The sequence below is a fragment of the Spirillospora sp. NPDC046719 genome (assembly GCF_040645715.1).
Taxonomy (GTDB): Bacteria; Actinomycetota; Actinomycetes; order Streptosporangiales; family Streptosporangiaceae; genus Spirillospora.
This window is the reverse complement of record NZ_JBEYYT010000156.1, coordinates 1-20060: the sequence shown is the minus strand read 5'-3', so window position 1 is coordinate 20060 and position 20060 is coordinate 1. Positions and strand designations below refer to the sequence as shown.

The 20060-nt window shown below is 73.1% G+C and carries 23 protein-coding genes; 12 read left to right on the top strand and 11 right to left on the bottom strand.

What is annotated here, in order from left to right; genetic code table 11:
* From ABZ914_RS25295 to ABZ914_RS25275, 5 genes are all read right to left on the bottom strand, one after another.
* Window positions 1–617, bottom strand: a 617-nt coding sequence (locus ABZ914_RS25295) for a CHASE3 domain-containing protein (RefSeq protein WP_500196174.1), incomplete at its 3' end; no start/stop codon positions are given.
* Window positions 614–1846 (bottom strand): PP2C family protein-serine/threonine phosphatase, encoded by a 1233-nt coding sequence (locus ABZ914_RS25290; RefSeq protein WP_500196172.1) that lies wholly within the window; start codon window positions 1844–1846, stop codon window positions 614–616. The genes ABZ914_RS25290 and ABZ914_RS25295, both read right to left, overlap by 4 nt.
* A gap of 289 nt (window positions 1847–2135) precedes the next feature.
* Window positions 2136–2684: a ferritin-like domain-containing protein gene (locus ABZ914_RS25285; protein ID WP_190852950.1), complete on the bottom strand. Its 549-nt coding sequence runs from the start codon at window positions 2682–2684 to the stop codon at window positions 2136–2138.
* A 132-nt stretch (window positions 2685–2816) separates the two neighbouring features.
* Window positions 2817–2990 (bottom strand): DUF5670 family protein, encoded by a 174-nt coding sequence (locus ABZ914_RS25280; RefSeq protein ID WP_190852947.1) that lies wholly within the window; start codon window positions 2988–2990, stop codon window positions 2817–2819.
* 150 nt (window positions 2991–3140) lie between these two features.
* Window positions 3141–3575: a hypothetical protein gene (locus tag ABZ914_RS25275; protein ID WP_500196170.1), complete on the bottom strand. Its 435-nt coding sequence runs from the start codon at window positions 3573–3575 to the stop codon at window positions 3141–3143.
* Between the two features lie 210 nt (window positions 3576–3785).
* Between ABZ914_RS25275 and ABZ914_RS25270 the strand changes: the two genes are divergently transcribed.
* Window positions 3786–4430, top strand: a complete 645-nt coding sequence (locus ABZ914_RS25270; RefSeq protein ID WP_500196168.1) for a TetR/AcrR family transcriptional regulator — start codon at window positions 3786–3788, stop codon at window positions 4428–4430.
* Window positions 4431–4593: 163 nt separating this feature from the next.
* Complete coding sequence (locus tag ABZ914_RS25265; RefSeq protein WP_500196166.1) at window positions 4594–6558, top strand: TolB family protein; 1965 nt, start codon at window positions 4594–4596, stop codon at window positions 6556–6558.
* A gap of 81 nt (window positions 6559–6639) precedes the next feature.
* Here the strand turns inward: ABZ914_RS25265 and ABZ914_RS25260 are convergent, their stop codons facing one another.
* Window positions 6640–7461, bottom strand: a complete 822-nt coding sequence (locus ABZ914_RS25260; protein WP_500196164.1) for an SDR family oxidoreductase — start codon at window positions 7459–7461, stop codon at window positions 6640–6642.
* A 102-nt stretch (window positions 7462–7563) separates the two neighbouring features.
* Here ABZ914_RS25260 and ABZ914_RS25255 point away from each other — a divergent pair, with 102 nt between their 5' ends.
* The 4 genes from ABZ914_RS25255 (at window position 7564) to ABZ914_RS25240 (ending at window position 10827) form a co-directional block, all read left to right on the top strand.
* Window positions 7564–8163 carry a TetR/AcrR family transcriptional regulator gene (locus ABZ914_RS25255; protein WP_500196162.1) on the top strand — a complete coding sequence of 200 codons (600 nt, stop codon included), beginning with the start codon at window positions 7564–7566 and terminating at the stop codon, window positions 8161–8163.
* A 146-nt stretch (window positions 8164–8309) separates the two neighbouring features.
* On the top strand, window positions 8310–8897 hold the full coding sequence (locus ABZ914_RS25250; RefSeq protein ID WP_500196161.1) for a TetR/AcrR family transcriptional regulator: 588 nt from the start codon (window positions 8310–8312) through the stop codon (window positions 8895–8897).
* Between the two features lie 189 nt (window positions 8898–9086).
* Window positions 9087–9734, top strand: a complete 648-nt coding sequence (locus ABZ914_RS25245; RefSeq protein ID WP_500196159.1) for a TetR/AcrR family transcriptional regulator C-terminal domain-containing protein — start codon at window positions 9087–9089, stop codon at window positions 9732–9734.
* A gap of 103 nt (window positions 9735–9837) precedes the next feature.
* The gene (locus ABZ914_RS25240; RefSeq protein ID WP_500196157.1) at window positions 9838–10827 is read left to right on the top strand and encodes an NAD(P)-dependent alcohol dehydrogenase; all 990 of its coding nucleotides are present in this window, start codon (window positions 9838–9840) and stop codon (window positions 10825–10827) included.
* Here ABZ914_RS25240 and ABZ914_RS25235 read toward each other — a convergent pair.
* Window positions 10811–11686 (bottom strand): helix-turn-helix domain-containing protein, encoded by an 876-nt coding sequence (locus tag ABZ914_RS25235; protein WP_500196156.1) that lies wholly within the window; start codon window positions 11684–11686, stop codon window positions 10811–10813. The two genes, ABZ914_RS25240 and ABZ914_RS25235, sit on opposite strands and share 17 nt — an antisense overlap.
* Before the next feature lie 9 nt (window positions 11687–11695).
* Window positions 11696–12535, bottom strand: a complete 840-nt coding sequence (locus ABZ914_RS25230; protein WP_500196155.1) for an alpha/beta fold hydrolase — start codon at window positions 12533–12535, stop codon at window positions 11696–11698.
* A 231-nt stretch (window positions 12536–12766) separates the two neighbouring features.
* Between ABZ914_RS25230 and ABZ914_RS25225 the strand changes: the two genes are divergently transcribed.
* The 4 genes from ABZ914_RS25225 to ABZ914_RS25210 all read left to right on the top strand — a co-directional run bounded on the left by ABZ914_RS25225 (window position 12767) and on the right by ABZ914_RS25210 (window position 15520).
* Window positions 12767–13519, top strand: coding sequence for an SDR family oxidoreductase (locus ABZ914_RS25225; RefSeq protein WP_500196153.1), 753 nt, complete (start codon window positions 12767–12769; stop codon window positions 13517–13519).
* 48 nt (window positions 13520–13567) lie between these two features.
* Window positions 13568–14437 carry an alpha/beta fold hydrolase gene (locus ABZ914_RS25220; RefSeq protein WP_500196152.1) on the top strand — a complete coding sequence of 290 codons (870 nt, stop codon included), beginning with the start codon at window positions 13568–13570 and terminating at the stop codon, window positions 14435–14437.
* A gap of 98 nt (window positions 14438–14535) precedes the next feature.
* The gene (locus ABZ914_RS25215) at window positions 14536–14874 is read left to right on the top strand and encodes an Imm51 family immunity protein (protein WP_500196151.1); all 339 of its coding nucleotides are present in this window, start codon (window positions 14536–14538) and stop codon (window positions 14872–14874) included.
* A gap of 25 nt (window positions 14875–14899) precedes the next feature.
* Window positions 14900–15520 (top strand): hypothetical protein, encoded by a 621-nt coding sequence (locus ABZ914_RS25210; protein ID WP_500196150.1) that lies wholly within the window; start codon window positions 14900–14902, stop codon window positions 15518–15520.
* 33 nt (window positions 15521–15553) lie between these two features.
* On the opposite strand, the gene ABZ914_RS25205 is transcribed toward ABZ914_RS25210, so the two are convergent.
* The 3 genes from ABZ914_RS25205 to ABZ914_RS25195 form a co-directional block, all read right to left on the bottom strand.
* Window positions 15554–16732: an NAD(P)/FAD-dependent oxidoreductase gene (locus ABZ914_RS25205; RefSeq protein ID WP_500196148.1), complete on the bottom strand. Its 1179-nt coding sequence runs from the start codon at window positions 16730–16732 to the stop codon at window positions 15554–15556.
* 69 nt (window positions 16733–16801) lie between these two features.
* A complete protein-coding gene (gene sigJ / locus ABZ914_RS25200; RefSeq protein WP_500196147.1) occupies window positions 16802–17674 on the bottom strand; it encodes an RNA polymerase sigma factor SigJ in 873 nt (290 codons plus the stop codon).
* A gap of 69 nt (window positions 17675–17743) precedes the next feature.
* Window positions 17744–18646: an alpha/beta fold hydrolase gene (locus tag ABZ914_RS25195; RefSeq protein WP_500196145.1), complete on the bottom strand. Its 903-nt coding sequence runs from the start codon at window positions 18644–18646 to the stop codon at window positions 17744–17746.
* Window positions 18647–18745: 99 nt separating this feature from the next.
* Between ABZ914_RS25195 and ABZ914_RS25190 the strand changes: the two genes are divergently transcribed.
* A complete protein-coding gene (locus ABZ914_RS25190; protein ID WP_500196143.1) occupies window positions 18746–19144 on the top strand; it encodes a winged helix-turn-helix transcriptional regulator in 399 nt (132 codons plus the stop codon).
* 57 nt (window positions 19145–19201) lie between these two features.
* On the top strand, window positions 19202–20047 hold the full coding sequence (locus ABZ914_RS25185; RefSeq protein WP_500196142.1) for a helix-turn-helix transcriptional regulator: 846 nt from the start codon (window positions 19202–19204) through the stop codon (window positions 20045–20047).
* Window positions 20048–20060 lie beyond the last annotated feature (13 nt).

Below are 20060 nucleotides of genomic sequence, written 5' to 3'. Positions count from 1 at the left end.
GCGTCGAAGGCGCCCTTGCCGCGGGCGGCGGTCGCCGACGCCCGCGGTCCGGGGCCGTCCTGGGCGACCTGCCCGATCACCACGGTCCCGTAGTCGCGGCGCCACGCCTCGATGGCCCGCTCCGTCGCCGCGAGATCGCCGCGCAGGCGGGGCTCGCCGGCCAGGAGCTGCTGAAGCCGCGGCACCGACTGGCGCTCGGTGGCCAGCCCGTCGGTGTAGGGCTGCAGGAACTGGCGGTCACCGGTCAGCGCGTAGCCCCGCACGCCGGTCTCCTGGTTGAGCATGGCCATCTGCATCCGGCTCGCCTCGACCTGCGCCGGCGCGATGGTGACGACCAGCCGGTCCGAGGCCCGCGCGGTCTGCCCGAGCGCGCTGTGCATCACCACGGCGGCCGCGACGGTCAGCACGGCGATCACCGCCCCGGCCACCACGAACCACGCCCGGACGGTCAGGCCGCGGCGCGACCCCGCCCCGTTCTGCGACCCCGCCCCGACCTGCCGCCCGGCCGTGCCGGGGCGCCCGCGCGCCGGCCGCCCGGCGGGCGGCTCCCCGCCCGCGGGGGGCTCGGGAGGCTCGTCCGCCGGGGCGGTCTCCGGCGGTGGGGGCAGGTCGGTCATCGGGTGTTCCATCCCAGGTGAATGACGGCGACGTCGTCGGCGAGGCCGCCGTGCCGCAGCGAGGCCGCCTCGACGTCGGTGATCAGCGCGTCGACGAAGTCGTCGGGCGCGAGGTCGTGGTGGTGCCGTGCGATCCGCAGGAGCCCGGTCATGTCCAGCCGCTGCCCCGCGTCGTCGATCTCCCCTTCGAACAGCCCGTCGGTGAACAGCACCAGCCCGTGGCCCGGCGGCAGCGGGACCTGCTCCTCGTGCCAGCTCCCGAGGCCGGGGGCCATGCCGACGCCGAGCCCGCCGGGCGGCTCCACCAGCCGGACGTCGCCGGGGGCGTGCACCAGGAAACCGGGGTGGCCCGCGCGCACGACGTGCGCCACCGGCCGGTCGGGGGTCAGGGTGACGGTGGTGAGGGTGACGAACATCTCCGTGCCGTCGTGCTCGCTGAGCAGCAGTTCCTCGAGCAGCTCCACCAGCCGCGGCCCGCGCGTCCCGGCCAGCACGAACGCCCGCCACGCCACCCGCAGCGCGACTCCGAGCGCCGCCGATCCCGGGCCGTGCCCGGCCACGTCGCCGATCACCGCGTGCACCAGGCCGTCGGCGGTCTCCACCACGTCGTAGAAGTCGCCGCCGAGCAGCGAATGCACCCGTCCCGGCCGGTACCGGGCGATCACGCCGAGCCGGGGGTCGCTCACCCTCGGGGTCGGCAGCAGGCCGTGTTCGAGGCGCTCGTTCTCGGCCGCCCGCATCTGCTCGGCCTGGAGTGCCGCGACCGCCTCCTGCACCTGCCGGCGCTGGACGGCGTAGCGGATCGCCCGTCCGAGCCGGTCGGGCTCGAGCCGCCCCTTGGACAGGTAGTCCTGCGCACCGGCCGCCACCGCGGCGATTCCCGCCTGCGCTTCGGCGAGCCCGGTCAGCACCACCACCGCGGCGCCCGGCGCCCACTCCAGCACCCGCTCCAGTACTTCCAGGCCCTGCTCCGGGCCCAGATGCAGGTCCAGCAGGACGCAGTCGGGCGCGGGGTCGGCCGTCAGCGGGCCCTTGGCCTGCGCCAGGGAGCGGACCCAGTGCAGCGACACCTCGAGGCCCGTGTCGGCCAGCGTGTCCTCGACCAGCAGCGCGTCCCCGGCGTCGTCCTCGACCAGCAGCACTCGCAGCGCCCCCGGCGTGGAGCCGTCACCGTCGGCGGCGACAAGGCCGGCGGCCGCAGGGGAGGGCCGCGCCAGGGATTCGGGCACGGGCGGCTGGAATGAGGCAGCCGTGGTGAATCGGTGCGACACCGGCCACCCCCCGTCCCACCCGATCCGTATCGTTCAGTGTCCGCTCAGCGACGCCGCGGCGATGTTACTTGTCTTATGACAAATATGCACCTCTTGCACTGATTTGCCTGGTCCTCGCCGGGTGACACGCGCCACGCCTTCACCATGCGGCCCGCCCGGACCCGTCAACGCGCGCTCGCCCGGTCCGGCCCCGCCGGGAGGTCGGGGCCGGACCGGGCATGCGGCCGGACACGCCACCCGCCGCGTGTCAGTCCTTCTCGGCGTCCCGGGGGATCCGCTCGAGCAGGCCGCGGAGGTCGTCGGCGTGCTCCTCCTCCTGGGCGAGGAGGTCCTCGAAGACGCGCCGCGTCGTGGGGTCGCGATCGCCGAGCCACTGGATGATCTCGGTGTAGGACGCCACGGCGACGCGTTCGGCGACCAGGTCCTCCCTGATCATGTCGATCAGCCCCGTGCCCGCGTCATAGCCCGCGTGGGACCGCGTCGTCAGCGTGTCCGGATCGAAATCGGGCTCTCCGCCGAGCTGGACGATGCGGTCGGCCAGCTTGTCGGCGTGCTGCTGCTCCTCCTGGGCGTGCTCCAGGAACTCCGCCGCGACCGGTTCCGAATGCAGCCCGGTGGCGGTGTAGTAGTGCCGCTTGTAGCGCAGCGTGCACACGATCTCGGTGGCCAGGGCCTCGTTCAGGACCTGCAGGACCCGGTCGAGGTCGGCACCGTAGGCGTCGGTGACCGGCCCCTTGTCGATCTCCTGCCGGGCGCGCCTCCTGAGCGTTTCGATGTCGGTGAGGAATTCCGCCACGAACGACGACCGCCTTTCCTGCGCCCGCCGGCACCACGCCGGCCGGCGCTCGTCTGTGAGTTGGAGGGCGGCCGGTCCGCCGCGATTCCGCGCGGACCGGCCGTCGGCCTTGCCGGAGCCGTCTCCCGGGGGCTACCAGCGGTACCAGCGGCCGCGCCGGCCCGACGGTCCGGTGCTGCGGGCCAGGAATCCGACCAGCCAGAGAACCAGCACGATCGCGGCCACGATCCACAGCAGCTTCAGGGCGAAGCCGAGACCGAACAGGAGCAGGGCCAGGACGAGGACCAGAATCATCAACCAGGGCATCGGGGGTGCCTCCTCTTTTCGTTGTCTGGGCCCCGGCATGCCCGTTAGACGACACTTGATGCGCGACAAACATCACAGGTCGAACACGCTCCCCACTCCGTGGACCACCTGCGCGGCGCGATCGGTTCCCGCTGGTGAGCGCCGTCGGCGTCAGGCCGTTCCGATGTACTGGTGGTCGGTGCGGATGCGGCCGTCGCCGTCCAGGGTGATGACGTCCAGGCCCCCGCCGACGACCTGGTGCGCGGCGACCGCGACCATCGACCAGCGGATGGCGAGGACGTTGGGCAGAAGGACGGCGGCCTCCTCGGCGACCTCGAAGACGTGCTCGCCCGGCGCGACGAACATCTCGTAGGCGCGGGACACCCGGGCGTTCAGTGCGTCGTGCCCGCGGACCTCCAGCGGCGGGATGGGGAAGGCCAGGTTCGCGGCGGCTTCGCGGATCTCCTGCGGCGGGTCCACCAGGACCTGGATCCCGTCGGGCGCCCACAGGTCCCGGATGAGGGCCTGCCGGGTCGCGGGATCGGGCTCGTTCCACTGCGCGAGGTAGCGGTCGGACCATCGCTTGAGTTCGAGTGCTTCGCTCATGCCCCGCAGTCTGCGGCTCCGATCTGCGAGGACGCGATTCCCTGGAGGGAATGGCGGCGCGTCACGGGGGTGGACGCCGCACAGCCGAACAGTTACCATCTGGTCGGTGTTCGTGGTCCGCGGACGCCGGCGAGAACGGAGGCGCGGCCCCCGGGACGCCGGTCGAGACCTCGCCTCCGGACGAGGCGGACGCACGGCGAAGGAGGCGGTGTGAGTCCAGCGAGGCCGCGCGGGCCGTACGCCAAGACGGCCGCCCGGCGGGCCGACATCGTCCGCGCCGCGCGCGACAGTTTTGCCGAGCGCGGTTTCGCTCGGTCCTCGCTTCGCGACATCGCCGAGCGGGCGGGCATCACCCACACCGGCCTGCTGCATCATTTCCGTACCAAGGACGAGTTGCTCGCCGCCGTGCTCGCCCAGCGCGACTCCGAGGAATGGGAGCGCGGCTCAGCGGAGGTGCCGGACGTCGAGGCCGTCGCAGAGTACTTCGGCGAACTGCTCAGGGAGCATCAGCGGGCACCGGAACTGATGCGCCTGTGGGCGGAACTCGCCGTCGCGGCGTCACGGCCCGATCACCCGGCCCATTCCTATTTCGTTGACCGTTACGAAAGGGCGCGCGCCCGCACCGTGCGAATGATGAGCGAGCGCCTGCCGTCCGACGGACCGGAAGGGGACGCCGACCCCGAAACGGCGGCGATGATCTTTCATGCCGTGCTGTACGGGTTGCAGGTGCAGTGGCTGCTGAACCCGCGGCTCGATATCGGCAGGGCTTTCGAACGCTGCCTGCGCTTTCTTCTTCCGACCCCACCCGCACCGACCGCCCGCTCCTCATCACCCCCTCCAAGGCCGGACGCCTGATCTCCGGCTGAACTCAGAAACGGATAGTCGAGCCGCATCACTGGACCACGATCCGAGCGTGGCCCAGCGGTGATTCAGCTCTAGTGAGAATGGAGTTCTCTTTTTTAAAGAATTTTATTCGACCATATCTGCGTGACCACCCCCACCCTGGAGGCCGTACTCAATGAGAACCGTTCGACGCAGCATCGTGTCGCGGGCGCTCCTGGCCGTTCTCGTCGTCGGCGCGATGGCGATCAGCGGCGCGGTGTCGCCCGCGACGGCGGCGCCCGGCGGGCGCACCGCCGGAGCCGCCCACGGCGAACCCGTCCCACCGGCGCCCAAGCCCGAACCCATCAAGGTCGCCGAGCTGCCGCTGCCGCCGGTCGCACCGTCCACCGCGGCGGGCTCGTGCACTTCGGCGATCAACCCGCACGGCACCGGGTGCATCGGCAAGGCGACCAGCATGCAGTCGGGAGACTTCCTGCCCGACGGGCACCACGTCCTCGCCACGGTCGGCTTCACCGGCGCACCCGCAGCCCCCGACCCCGCCGCCGTCTACACCGGCGAGCAGCTCATCATCGTCAAGACGGACGGGAGCGCCTTCCCGAACGGCGACGCCTGGAAGTGCGTCACCTGCGGAGTACCCGACGCCAACGCGGTCGGCCGCAGTTCGGCGATGGACTATCCCCAGGCGTTCAAGGACGGCAAGCGCGCGCTGGCCGGCACCAACATCATCGACTGCGGCCCTTACCGGCTCACCAGCCAGGACTGCACGCCGGACCGCGTCCACATCTATCCGATCCGCTGGAACGTCACCGCCGACGGATCCGGCGCGGGCGGCGCCATCCGCGAACTTCGGCTGCACCCCGACAACGTGCACCTGGGGTTCAACGCCACGACCGTCACGAACGGCAGGTTGAACCAGTACGGCTACTTCGCGCGGCTGAGGTTCGACCCCGCGCCGAAGACCGGGACACCGCTGGCGCCCCGCTACGACCTGGTCAAGGTGACCCGCCTGTTCGACCCCGCCCCGAGCGAGCAGCCCGTCACGGTCGACCCGCGCCACCCCGGCCGGCTGACGATCAACCCGCAGGCCGTGTCGGTCGGTGAACTACGCGGCTTCTCCGGCACCGGTGACGAGGTCTCCTACATCGGCTACCCCGACGAGTCGTCCAACATCGACGTCTTCGCCGCGAACCTGCGGACCGGCAAGGTCCGCCGCCTCACCAGCAACCCCGAGTACACCGACCCGATCGCCATCTCGCCGGACGACGGCTGGACCGTCGCCATGGACACCCGCGGCTCGAACCGGCAGATGTTCCTGGCCGCGATGCGCGCCGTCCCGCCCGTCACGGACATGATCACCACCAGTGCCGTCTCCTCCACCCGCAACAACGGGGACCGGCGCTTCTTCCAGCCCTACCTCATCGACCGGTACGGCGACCGCGGCTCCTACCAGGGCCAGCAGGTCAACGCCGCCGGCGACGGCGGCCCGGGCGCGATCAACGACCCGAACTGGAACGGCAGGGCCGACCCCCGCTGGTCGCCCGACGGCACCGGCATCGTCTACTGGCAGGCCCTCGCCGTCCCGCCCGCCTGCGGCGGCGCCAACCCGCTGCCCTGCGAGACCTCCACCGAACCCGGCGGACGCACCGCCCGCATGATGATCGCCCACCTCACCAGCCGCAAGCCGCTCAAACCCCACCGCGTCGCCGTCGCCTCCGACACCGTCCCGTGGGGAACCCCGTACGTGCCGGGCAGCCCGACCCCGGCGCGACCGTATCCGCCGCAGGGGCACTACACCCTGGACGGCAAGCGATCCGGCTCTGCGGCGGTGACCATCACCGAGAACACCGACCACACCGCCATCCGCACGATCTCCGTCGCCTACCGCGACTACTCCGACGACGGCGCCCACATCCTCAACGGCACCGAAAGCGTCACCACCACCAACCCCAGCCCCACTCTCAACAAGCTCGACTGGTACTCCGACCTCGTCCAGACCGGACGCGACCACGGCACCAAGAAGACCGGCCCCGACGGATTCCACCTCACCATCGACGTCCTCACCAACCTCTTCGAGGCGACCGGAACGCTCACCACCACCATCAACGGCCACGTCTACCGCCAACCGGCCAACGGAACCTGACCCGCCGGAACGCCCCTTCGAAGCGGCTGTGAGCACGGGCGCCGGGGGTTCGTCCCCCGGCGCCCGCTGCTCGACCGCTCCTCAGGAGGTGCGGGTCGTGACCGCGGCGACGGCGCCGCCGTCGACCAGCAGATCGGCGCCGGAGATGAAGGAGGCGGCGGGGCCGAGCAGGAAATCGGCGGCCGCCGCGATGTCGGCGGGCGTGCCGGCCCGCCTGGCGTTGGAGGCGTCGATCATCATCTTCATGCCTGCGCCGTGCTCGCTGTCGAGTTCGGCTTGGCCCATGGGGGTGGCGATCACGCCGGGGCTGATGGAGTTGATCCGGGCGCCCCGAGCGCCCCAGGAGATGCTGGCGGCCTGGACGCGCAGCCGGTTGGCGTACTTGGCGAAGGCGTAGGCGGCCCCGCTGTCGGCGAAGCCGGCCGGGTCGCAGATCGGAAGCGACGGCAACCCGTCGGCGGGGGTGGTGGCCAGCTGCTGAGCCTGCTCGCGGGGGAGGCCCGGATGGAAGTGGCCGGCCATGCTGGCGATCACGATCCCGGCGCCGCCGGGTGCGATGACCTCGCCGAACTCCTCCAGGACCAGCGCCACGCCCAGCAGATCGACCGCCAGGATCGCCGGCACCGGTGCCTGCACGGGCGACAATCCGGCGGTGTGCACCACGGACAGCACCGGCCCGAGGGAAGCGGCCCGCTCGGCCAGCGCGGCGACCGGCTCGCGCGAGGACACGTCCACCCGCTGAGCGGTCACCCGGTACCCCTCGTCGGTGAGCTGCCCGGCGACCGTGTCAAGGACCTCCTGGCTGTGGTCTGCCACCAGGACCTGGGCGGCCGGGCCGATGCGCCGGGCGATGGCCTGGCCCATTCCGCCGACTCCGATGACCACCGCGACGGGCTGCGTCATGTTCTCCTCCGGGCTCGTGCGGGTGCGCCTGACTACCGCCCCGAGCATATTCCAACATCTGTCGGTTAACCGACAGATGTTGGAGACCTATAGGCTGACCGCATGGCCGACCAGCCGTCCGAGGACCGCCGCGCGCGTCGCAGCCGCGCGGCGCTGAGAGCCGCGCTGCTGGACCTCATCACCGAACGGGGGCTGAACCGGATCGCGGTGTCCGACGTCACCAAGCGCGCGGACGTGAACCGGTCGACCTTCTATGAGCACTACGGCGACGTCCACGAGCTGGCCGCCGACGCCTGCACGCAGATGTTCGACGAGCTGATCGCCGCCACACCGGTGCTGCTTCCGGACGGCACTCCCCGCCAACTGGACCGGGGACGCGCCGCCTTGACCGGTGTGCTCGCCCACATCGCCGAACGCGCCGACCTGTACCGCGCCCTGCTGGGGCCGGACGGCAGCGCCCGGGTGGCCGACCACCTGCACCAACGGCTCACCATCGCCGTCCACGTCAACCTCACCCGGCCCGCCGTCGGCACCCACGCGGACGATCCCGCCCGTATCGCTCACGACCCGGTGGCCGCCTTCCTCGCCGGCGGCGTCCTCGGCGTCGCCACCGACTGGCTGCGCCGCGGATGCCCGGGCACCCCGGAGCAGCTCAGTGCCGCGCTGATGGCCCGGCTCCCCATCGACGGCTCGCCCTCGTAAGGCGCGAGACGTCCCCCCAACACCGAACCGGATCTCACTTCAGCGCGCCGTCGGTGACCAGCGTGCGAGCCTCCTCGCCGGCGTGTGGGCGAGTCCCGGCCGCAGCCATTGCGGAACGTGATACAACGATCGCCTAACGTAGTGGCGTGGGGGATGAAGAGCGGATCATCGCGGTGGCGACCCGGCTGTTCGCGGAGCTGGGTTACGACTCGACCGGAACCGACCTGATCGCCGACGCCGCGGGGGACGGCGGCCAGGCGGTGATCGCCGCGGCGGGCGGCAAGAACGGCCTGTACCGGCGGGTGATGGCCCGCGCGTACCGGGCCGAGCAGGACATGCTGGAGACCGCGCTCGGCGCGTACACGCCCGACCGCGCGGGCGCGCACCGGGTGATCGACGTTTACCTGGACTTCTACGTCGCCAACCCGGAGATCGTCGCGCTCTGGATGCACCGGTGGATGGGTGACGCCGCCGACGTCGGCGAGTTGGAGAACGAGTTCGTCGACCCGCAGGACGAACTGGTCACGGGCGTCGTCGGGAGCCTCGTGCCGCCGGACGTGGCCGTCGACCTGCTCGTCCGGACGGTGGTGTGGTGCGTGTTCGGGTTCCTGTCCGGCGGTGTGCCCGGCGGGCGGGGGCGGACCGAGCCGCGCAGCCCCGAGGCGATCGAGCGTTTCCGCGACTACCTGCACGTCCTCGTCGACCGCATGGTCGCCCCGGCGCCTGCCTCCTGACGGCCGCCGTCGCCGAGCACCTCCTCTTGGACCGAACGCGGCATCCGGCGGTCCACCATGGCCGTCGCAGCGGTGTCCGGGCGCTCGTCGCGGCGGAGGGATCCGGCGTCCCACTCTGTACGATCGGGCGCGAGGAGGATGACTGGAGTGGTCGCCCGGAACAAGGCTGGAGCCGAGCCGAGAGTCCCGTTGAGCAGGGAGCGCGTGCTGCGGGCCGCCGTCCGGATCGCCGACGAGGGCGGCATCCGGGCGCTCACGATGCGCCGGCTCGCCGAGGAGGTCGGGGCCGAGGCGATGTCGCTCTACTACCACGTCGCCAACAAGGAAGAGGTCCTCGACGGCATCGCGGACGCCGTCGTCGAGGAGATCAACGACGTGGTCGGCCGTATCGACGTCCCGTCCCAGGGCGACGGCTGGAAGACGGCGGTGCGCCGCCGGATCCTGTCGGCCCGTGAGGTGCTGCTCCGCCATCCCTGGGCACCCGGCGTTTTCGAGTCGCGCACCACGATGAGCCCCGCCGTCCTGCGGTACCACGACGGTCTGATCGGCCTCATGCGCGACGGCGGCTTCTCGAACGACCTGTGCCACCACGCCCTGCACGCTCTGGGGAGCCGGGCGCTGGGCTTCACCCAGGAGTTGTTCGACCCGGGCGACGCGGCCGGCGGCGACGACGCGGCCGCGCTCGCGGGCATGGCCGCCGAGCTGCCGCATCTCGTCGGCATGTTCATGGAGGTCGCGCACGACGACCCCGATTCCACGCTGGGCTGGTGCGACGACCAGACCGAGTTCGAGTTCGGGCTCGACGTGATCCTCGACGGTCTCGACCGGCTCCGCTGACGGACCGGTACCGCCCCGCCCCTTGACCGTCTTACGCCGTAAGACTTACCTTACGACGTACGACTTACAACGTACGAAACGACTCGTCCACGAAGGGACCGTCATGAAGGCGTTCGTCGTCCGTTCGTACGGCTCACCCGATGTCCTGGAGCTCACCGACGTCGACCGGCCCGTGCCCGGTGACCGCGAGGTGCTCGTCCGCGTACGCGCCACGTCCGTCCAGCCCTACGACTGGCACCACATGCGAGGCGAGCCCTATGTCGCGCGGCTGATGCCGGGCACCCTCGGCCTGCGCGCACCGAAGATCGGCGTCCTGGGCGCGGACGTGGCCGGGCACGTCGAGGCGGTCGGCGGGAACGTGACGGGGTTCCGTCCCGGTGACGAGGTGTACGCGCTGGTCGCGCAGGGCGGCTTCGCCGAGTACGTGTGCGTCCCGGAGGACCGGCTGGCACCGAAACCGAGGAACCTGTCGTTCGAGCAGGCCGCGGCGGTGCCCCTGGCGGGCGTCACCGCGCTGTACGGCCTCTGCGGCCGGGGGCGGCTGCGGTCCGGGCAGCGCGTCCTCGTCAACGGTGCCTCCGGGGGCGTCGGGACGTTCGCCGTGCAGATCGCCGCCGCACTCGGCGGGGCGGTGACCGGGGTCTGCGGCACGCGGAACGTGGACCTGGTCCGTTCGCTCGGCGCGGACGAGGTCGTCGACTACACGGTGCAGGACTTCACCCGGCTCGGCCGCCGGTACGACCTGCTGCTGGACGTCGCCGGAGGCCGCTCGGCGTGGGCGTGCCGGCGCGCGCTGACGTCCAAGGGGACCTACGTCGCCGTCGGCGGGCCGCAAGGCCGGTGGCTGCAGCCCGCCGGTCACGTCTTCGCGGCGGCCGCGATGTCGCCGGTCGTCTCCCAGCGGATGGTCATGGCCGACGTGTACGCCTCCACCGAGCACAAACGGAGCCTGATGACGCTGACCGGGCTCATCGAGGCGGGCGAGGTCGCTCCGGTCATCGACCGCAGCCTCCCCTTCGACGACATCCCGGCGGCGGTCGCCTACCAGGAGGACGGACACGCCACGGGCAAGGTCGTCATCGAGGTCCGGTGACCGATCGGCTCAGGGACCGCGGCGGGCGCGGCGATGCCGGCCACGCCACGTCGTCGATGGCGAGCCAGGGCGCGACGGCGACGGCCGCCGGCGTGAGCCCGGTGAACGTCCTGACCTCCCGGTGCAGGTGGGACTGGTCGGCATAGCCGCACCGGGCGGCGACGTCGGCGGCGGCATCGCCCGCCACGAGCAGGTGCGCCGCGTGGTCGAAGCGCACCAGCCGCGCGGCGCGCTTGGGGGTGATGCCGAGCTGGGAGCGGAACCGCGACCACAGGCGCTTGCGGCTCCAGCCGACCTCGTCCGCCAGGCCGTCGACCCGCGTCCGGCCCCGGCCGGCGAGCGTCCGCCGCCAGGCGTGCGCCACCTCCGGATCGACGCGCCGCCGGGCCTCCGGCCGCCGGGCGAGGATCTCCGCGGCGATCGCGAACCGCTCGTCCCACGACGCGGCGGCGCGCAGCCTGTCCTCGGCGCGACCGGCGTCCCGGCCCCAGACGTCCTCCAGCGACACCACCGTCCCGGTGAGGTCCGCCGCGGCGCCGAGCAGCGAGGCCGCCGCCACCGGACCCAGCCGGATCTGGAGGCACGCGCCCACCCGGCCGCCCGTCCGAAGCCCGCCCGGGACGAGCCCGGCGACGAAGCTTCCGTGCCCGCGCCGGTCATGGGCCCGGTAGGCGAGGCCGTCCGTCTCGCTCAGGTCGACGAGCAGCGTGACGGACGGGTGCGCGACCATGGCGATGTCCGCGATCGCGGGGACGCGCTGGCGGAACCCGGCCATCGCGATCCCGGGCAGCCGCTCCGCCGGGCGCGGGACGGCGATCTCCACCCGCGCCCAGTCGGGCGGTGGCCCGGTCGGCGGCATGGGGCCAGTCTAGGTCTCCCGGTTCGCGGGCCGAGGGGGGCGGCGGTCCGCCGCGACGAAGTCCAGCAGCAGTCCGGCGGTCGCCTCGGGCGCTTCGAGGAGGGGCAGGTGCCCGACGTCCGGCAGGACCTCGACCCGCGCGCCCGGCACCGCCTCGTACCGGCGCGCGGACGACGGATCCCAGCGGCGGTCGGCACCGCCGAAGATCACCAGCGCCGGGGCCTGGAGGGCCGCGAGGCGCTCGGGGACGCTCCGCTCGGTGATGTACGCGGAGTTCTGCCGCAGCACCTCCCTCATCGTGCGGTACGAGGTGGCCTGGACGCCGGCGACCAGCTCGTCCGGGATGTCGACCGGGCCGGCGGCCGTCGAGACCAGCCCCTTGCGGATCATCGAGTCGGACCGCCGCCGCCACAGGAGCGCGCCGAACGGCGGGGCCAGCAGGGCCCGGATGACGAACGGCTGCGGCAGGAGCGCGTCGAGGCTCGGACCGCTGCTGATCAGGACGAGCGGCCCCACCAGTTCGGGGCGCCGTTCGGCGAGCGCCGTCGCGACGTAGCCGCCGCTGGAGTGCCCCGCCACGGCGACCTTCTCGAGACCCAGCGCGTCCAGGAGCGCGGCGACACGTGCCGCCTGCTCGGGCACTTCGTACGACGGCGCGGGCGGCGACTGGCCGCAGCCCGGCAGGTCGACCCGGATGACGCGGTGGCGGCCCGCGAGCGCCGGGATCATCGGGTTCCAGGTGCCGCCCGAGGCCCCGGACCCGTGGATGAGCAGCAGTGGCGGCGCCTGCCGCGGTCCCTCGCTGACCACGTGCATTCCGCACGAGTTCTCGACGTCATGCTCGTTCATGCAGCGACCATGCACGCCCGGCCGCTCCTCGGTCTTGGACGAATGTTCCATGGCCGGTAACCGGTGGGGGATGGACGCGCGGTCGAGGCGGGACGTTCCGGATCGGCGGGGTCCTCCGTACGAAGTGTTTCGGGGTTCTTTTGACGGAGCTTCCGAGGTCCGGACGAAGCTCCGTCTTAGCTGGTCATCAGGCGGCGACGAGCGTCCCCGGAAACGAAAGGGAAGCCTGGCATGAGGATCGTGGTCATCGGCGGCACCGGCCTGATCGGCTCGAAGGTCGTGAAGAGGCTCGGCGAGGACGGGCACGAGGCGGTCCCCGCGTCGCCGAACACGGGCGTGGACACGCTCACCGGCGAGGGGCTGGACGAGGCGCTGGCCGGCGCGGACGTGGTGGTCGACGTGTCGAACTCCCCGTCGTTCGAGGACGCGGCGGTGCTGGACTTCTTCCGGACCTCGACGGGGAACCTGCTGGCGGCGGAGAAGAAGGCCGGGGTGGGGCATCACGTCGCGCTGTCGGTGGTGGGCACCGAGGACCGGCCGGACATCGGCTACTTCCGGGCGAAACTCGCCCAGGAGAGGCTGATCGAGGAATCGGGGATCCCGTTCTCGCTCGTGCACGCGACGCAGTTCTTCGAGTTCGCACCCCGGATCGCCGACGCCGCCACGGACGGCGACACGGTCCGGATGCCCTCGGTGCTGTTCCAGCCCATCGCGGGCGAGGAGGTCGCGGAGGCGGTCTCCAAGGCCGCGGTGGAGGCGCCGACGAACGGACGGGTCGAGATCGCCGGCCCCGAGCGGTTCCGCATGGACGGGTTCTTCCGCACGGCCCTGGCGGCGTGGGGCGACCGGCGCGAGGTCGTCACCGACCCGAACGCGCCCTACTACGGCGGCGTGATGCGGGAGCCGGACCTCGTGCCCTCCGACGGCGCAGCTCACGGCACCGTCACGTACACCGACTGGCTGGCGGCCAACCCGCCGAAGTAGCGCGTGCCGGGGCGATGAGTTTCTGGCGTACCGGAAGTCGGCACCGGCATGGACACACGGACACTCACGACCCCCGAAGCCGACCTCGTCTACGACGTGCGCGGGCCGCTGCCGCCCGCGGACGGCCGCCCGCCGCTGGTCATGATCGGCCAGCCCATGGACGCCGTCGGTTTCGCCACGCTGGCGTCGCACTTCCCCGACCGCACGGTGGTCACCTACGACCCGCGCGGCCTGGGCCGCAGCACCCGCAAGGACGGCCGGACCGACCACGTGCCCGAGGTCCAGGCCGAGGACGTGCACGCCCTCATCGAGGCGCTCGGCGCGGGCCCGGTCGAGATGTTCGCCAGCAGCGGCGGCGCGGTGACCGCGCTCGCCCTCGTGGCCGCCCATCCTGATGACGTGACCACCCTGGTGGCGCACGAGCCGCCGGTCATTCCCGTGCTGCCCGACGCTGCGGCGGCCGAGCGCGCGCGGGCCGCCGTCCGGGACGTGTACGAGGCCAAGGGCTTGGGCGCCGGCATGGCCGCCTTCATCGCGATGACCTCGTGGCAGGGCGAGTTCACCGGCGCCTACTTCGACCGGCCCGCGCCCGACCCCGCGCAGTTCGGGCTCCCGGCCGAGGACGACGGCTCCCGCGGCGACCCGCTGCTCTCCGACCGGTCGTGGGCGGTCAGCGGGTACCGGCCCGACGCCGAGGCGCTGGCCGCGGCATCGACGCGGATCGTGATCGCGGTGGGGGAGGAGACGGGGGACACCCTGACCGGACGCACCTCGGAGGCGGCGGCCGGCCTGCTCGGCCGGGGCGCGACGGTGTTCCCGAGCCACCACGGCGGCTTCCTGGGCGACGAGTACGGTCACGCCGGGCGGCCCGAGGCGTTCGCGCGCAGGCTGCGCGAGGTCCTCGGCGACGCCGCCTGAGAACCCCGGAGGGCCCCGGTCACGCGGCGGGGCGGGCGGACGGGCGGCGTCTCACCGGCGAGGTTGCCGCCCCGCTCCGGGCGTGCCATGCTCCGCCGATGACGCCGCTGAAACTGGTGGAGACCCGGCCCGGGTCCTACTCGCTGCTGCTGGACGCGGGAACGACCCGGGTGGACGGAACCGTCGAGGAGCTCGGCCACGAGCCGAACGGCTATTTCTGGGAAGGCGTCGCCCGGTTCCTGGTCGGCACGGAGGCGAAGAGCCTCGAAGGGCGTGTCTCGTACGACCCGGAAGGCGGCATGTTCTGCGCGTACGGCACCGACCGGGCGGCGCTGGAGGAACTGGGCGCTCTCCTGAGCGCCGTCGCCGCGGACACCGAACGCATGCGCACGCTGGTGGCGTCGGCCGAGGCCACCGGTTTCGAGTTCGACGACTGAGCCGATGGCGGGTTCGGGGACCGGCGTGAGGGCACTGCGGCACGTCTACTGGATAGGCGGCGGGACCGGTGCGGGGAAATCGACCATCGCCCGCCGCATCGCCGCGCGGCACGGATTCCGGGTGTACGCGACCGATGACGTGATGGCGGACCACTCCGGCCGGACCACCCCCGGCGACAGCCCGTACCTGAGCGAGTTCAAGGCCATGGACATGGACGAGCGGTGGCTGAACCGGTCCCCGGAGACCATGCTCGAGACGTTCCACTGGTACCGCGGCGAGGGCTTCGGGCTGATCGTCGAGGACCTGCTCCGCCTCCCGGCGGAGCCGCCCGTGATCGTGGAGGGCTTCCGGCTGCTGCCGCACCTGGTGAAGCCGCTGCTCGCCGCGCCCGGCCGGGCCGTCTGGCTGCTGCCGACGCCCGGGTTCCGCCGGGCCGCGCTCGACAGCCGGGGCTCGACGTGGTCCATCGCCGGAAGGACCAGCGACCCGGAGCGGGCCCTGCGCAACCTGCTGGAACGCGACCGGATGTTCACCGGGCGCCTCCGGGAGGAGACGAGGGCCCTGGGCCTGTGCGGGATCGAGGTCGACGTCGCCATGACCGAGGACGAGCTGGAGCGCAGGGTGACGGCGGCGTTCGGCCTCTGAGCACGGCGAACAGCCGGCTCCCACGCAGCGGGCTCACCCGGCGCGGACGGCGTCCTCGCGCGGGAAGAACGGGATGTCCAGGCGGACCTGGTCGGCGGCGGCGAGGATCTCCGCGGCGTCGTCGACCGGCGGGTGGATGTGGTCGTTGATCCACTTCTTGACGGCCGCGCCCTCGGCGCCCGCGGCCATCACCGTCCGCTCCCAGCCCCGGGTGAAGACCGCGCCGGCGCCGCCCAGGTCGAGGCAGGTGACGTACGGGCCGGGAGTGAAGTCGCGGAGCGGGACCCCGAGCAGGTCGGCGGCCGCGTTGTACCCGGCGACCTTGCCGAGCGGCACCGCGTGCTGGCACGCCTGCATGACCGTGTGCCCGGCGTCGAACGGCGCCGCGGCGGTGTCGCCGGCGGCGAACACCTCGGGAAGGGCGCGCAGCCGGCGGTCCACGGGCACCCGGCCGAGCGCGTCGAGGTCGCGGGAGATCTGCCGGGTGAGGTCGCTGGCCCTGAGCCCGGCCGACCAGACGACCGCGTCCGCCGCGACCTCGGTCCCGTCGGAGAGGACGGCGCGGCCGTCGCCGTCCTCCGCCACCGTCGTGCCGAGGCGGCGTTCGACGCCCTGGGCGTGCAGCGCCGCCTCGATCTCCGGACGCGGCCCGGCGCCGTGCTGGTCGCCGACGACCGGCGACCGGTCCACCAGCAGCACCCGGCCCCGGGCCGCCAGCGCGGTGGCCGCCTCCAGGCCGACGAACCCGGCGCCGACGACCACGGCGGTGTAGTCGTCGCGGCCGCGCAGGTGGGCGGTGAGGCGCCGGGCGCCGTCCAGCGTGTCGATGTCGAAGAGCCGTTCGGCGCCGGGAAGGCCGTGCGGCCGGACGAGCGCGCTGCCCGCCGCCAGCACCAGGCGGTCGTAGCCGATCTCGCGGCCCCCGGCCTCCACCGTGCGGCGGCCGGTGTCGATCGTGCTCACCGCGGCCCGCACGTGTTCGACGCCGATCGGGTCGAGGATCCTGCGCAGCTCGACCTTCGCCTGGTCCGGCTCGGGCTCGTACAGGCGCGGCCGCAGCACCAGGTGCTCGCCCGGCGCGATGAGCGTGATGCGCAGACCCGCGTCCGCGCCCGCGTCCGCCGCGATGTCCGCCCGTGCGCGCGCCAGCGCCGCTCCCGCCGCGCTCCACACGCCCGCGAACCCGCCTCCGATGATCACAACGTGCGCCATCGTCCGTCCTCTCTCAGCCTCGCCCCCGGCGGGACCCGGGGGAGTCGGCAGGGAGACAGGACGGCGGGGTCAGATGTGACCGGCGTGCTCGAGCTTCTCCGGATTGGCCAGCCTCCGGAACGCGGTGATCCGACCGTCGGCGATCTCGACGGTGTCGAGCCAGACCAGCGCGCCGCCCTGGTAGGTCGCGAGCGCCGGCCGCCCGTTGGCCTCGACGATCCGGATCGTGTCCGGCCGCCGCATCTCGATCTGCCTGAGCGCGAGCAGGGCGATCCGCTCCGCGCCCCGGACGGGCCTGCGCGCGGCGGTCGCCTTGCCTCCGCCGTCCGCGACGTAGACGGCGTCGGGGTGCAGCAGCCTGACGAGCCCGGCCATGTCACCGGCCTCGGCCGCCGCCTTGAACGCCTTCAGCACCCGCTCGGTCTCCGCCCTGGACGCCTGCGGCCGCTCCCGGACCGCCGCCACCCGGGCCCGCGCCCGGGACGCGAGCTTCCGGCCGGCGGCGGGCGTGCCGCCGAGCACCTCGGCGATCCGCTCGAACGGGAAGCCGAACACGTCGTGCAGCACCAGCGCGACGCGCTCGGCGGGCGTGAGCGTCTCCATGACCACCAGCATCGCGGTGCCCACCGACTCGTCCATGAGCACCCGCGCGGCGGCGTCGGGCCCGGTCAGCAGCGGTTCCGGCAGCCACGGCCCCACGTAGGACTCGCGCCGGACGCGCGCCGACTTCAGCACGTTGTAGGACGTCCGCGCGGCCACGGTGACCAGCCACGCCCGCAGGTCCCGCACCCCGGACAGGTCCGCGGCGGCGGCGCGCAGCCAGACCTCCTGCGTCACGTCCTCGGCCTCCGCCACGCTGCCGAGGATCCGGTAGGCCGCCCCGAAGACCGCCGGGCGGTGCGCCGCCCAGTCGTCCTCCGCCATCGCGCCGGTCGGTTCCACCCTCGGCCCCCGCCCTTCGGATCACTGATCGGCGTTCGATCCTAGACACCCGCCCGCGCCCGCCACCGCTCAGGACGGGCCGGCCTGCCGGTCCGTCGCCGGTGCGCCGGCGGCCAGGAACGGCATGAGCAGGGCGAGGAGTTCCCGGGGACGGTCGAGCGGGATGATGTGGCCGCAGTCCTCGACGAGACGACCGGTCAGGTCGTCGGCGAGGGGGCGCAGCTGCCGCTCCAGCGCGTCGCCGACCGGCTGCGCGCCGATCGCCAGCGTCGGCATCGTGAGCCGGGACGAGGCGGCGGCGTCCAGGATCTGCCGCGCGCTGTCGGGAGCGGCGCGGTAGTGGGAGAACGCGCAGCGCAGGGCGTCGCGTCCGGTGTAGGCGCGGACGAAGTCGTCCCGGATGTCGCGGGGCACTCCGCGGCCGCGCGTCCCGGCCGTGAGGAACCAGCCGATGTAGTCGGCCTCGTGCCCCGCCACGACGGTCTCGGCGAGGTCGGGGACGCGGTGGAAGCCGAACCACCACGGCGGTCCGCCCGCGAGGAAGTCCTCGGCGCCGGGCAATGGTCCCAGCGTTCCCTCCATGAGCACGAGCCGCCGTACGCGGTGCGGCCGCCGCATGGCGAGCATGAAGGCGGGCGGGACGCCCGCGTCGATGGCGACCACCGCCGCGGACTCCTCTCCGAGCGCGTCCAGGATCCCTTCGGCGTCGGCGGCGAGGCTCGCGGCGTCGTACCCGCCCGCCGCTCTGGTGCTCCCGCCGAGACCGCGCAGGTCGGGCGCGATGACCCGGTGGTGGCGGACGAGGTCCGGGACGACCTCCGTCCACACCCGCCAGGTGTGCGGGAAGCCGTGGAGCAGCAGGACGGCCGGTCCGTCCCCGGCGACGGCCACGTTGGCCTCGATGCCGTTGGCGGCCACCCGCGTCAGCGTGACGTCCGGGACGGCGGCGCCGGTGGCCGACGGGTTCGGCATGGAGTCTCCCCTTGTGGTTACCATTGGTTACCAGGGGAGCGTAAGTGACTCCCATCCGGGCCGCCAGACGGCACTTCAGCGACAGGTGGTGAACTCCAGGTGACCTCCTCACCGGCCGGTACCGCGAGAGGGGCGCGCGGGGACCTCTTCGACCCCGGCTGCCCCACCCGCCGGCTGCTCGACCGGATCGGCACCAAGTGGACGTCCATGGCGGTCAAGGTCCTCGCCGACGCCGCGCCGGACGAGCTGCGCTTCGCCGAGCTCCGGCGGCGGATGCCCGGCGTCTCCCAGAAGATGCTGTCGGCGACGCTGCAGAGCCTCGCCCGGGACGGCCTGGTCGCCCGCCGGGTGGAGCCGACCGTGCCGCCGCGCGTCCACTACCGGCTCACCGAACTGGGGCTCTCCCTCGAGGGTGCGCTCGCCGTCGTGCGCGCGTGGGCGGAGGAGCACATGGCCGAGGTCGACCGCGCCAACGCCGCGCACACCCCGGCGCCCTGACGGCGCACCGGACCCGCGCCGCTTCCGGCGGCGGTGCGGATCTGAGAATCTTGATCCATGTATCCCGGTTCCGCCCTTGGTGAGTTCCTCCGGTCCCGCCGCGCCCGGCTCCGGCCCGAGGACGTCGGGTTGAGCCCGGGGGTGAAGCACCGGCGGGTGGCCGGGCTGCGCAGGGAGGAGCTGGCGCCGCTCGCCGGGGTCAGCGTGGGGTACTACACGCGGCTGGAGCAGGGGCAGAGCCCGAACGTCTCCGACGAGGTCCTCGACTCCATCGCCCGCGTCCTGCGGCTGGACGACGACGAGCTGGCCCACCTGCACCGGCTCGCCCGGGTGGCGCGGGCCCGGGAGCGGGTCGGGCCGGAGCGGCTGCGTCCGGGCATCGGGCTGCTGGTGGACTCGATGACCGAGGCGCCCGCCATCGCGGTGGGGAGGCGGGGCGACATCCTCGCCTGGAACCGCCTGGCGCACGCGCTCCTGGCCCCGCACTACGACTTCGACGCCGAGGAGAAGCCGAACTTCGTCCGCGTCGACTTCCTGGAGACGGACTTCTCGCGGGGCCTCTACGTCGACTGGGAGCAGAAGGCCCGCGACGACATCGCCTACCTGGAGGGCTCGCTGAGCAGGTTCCCCGGCGACGAGGGGCTCGCCGCGCTGGTCGAGGAGCTGCTGGCGCTCAGCCCGGAGTTCCGCGCCATGTGGACGGAGCACCCGGTGGCGAACTGCGCGTCCATCTCGCGCGGCTACCGGCACCCGGAGGTGGGCGTCATGACCCTCACCGCCGAGCTGCTGCGGACGCCCGACGACGAGGGCCAGGGCGTGACGGTGTTCCAGGCGGAACCGGGCTCACCGTCGCACGAGCGGTTGCGGCGGCTCGCCGAGCTCGCCGCCGCCACCGCTCGCTGACCTCCGGTCAGAC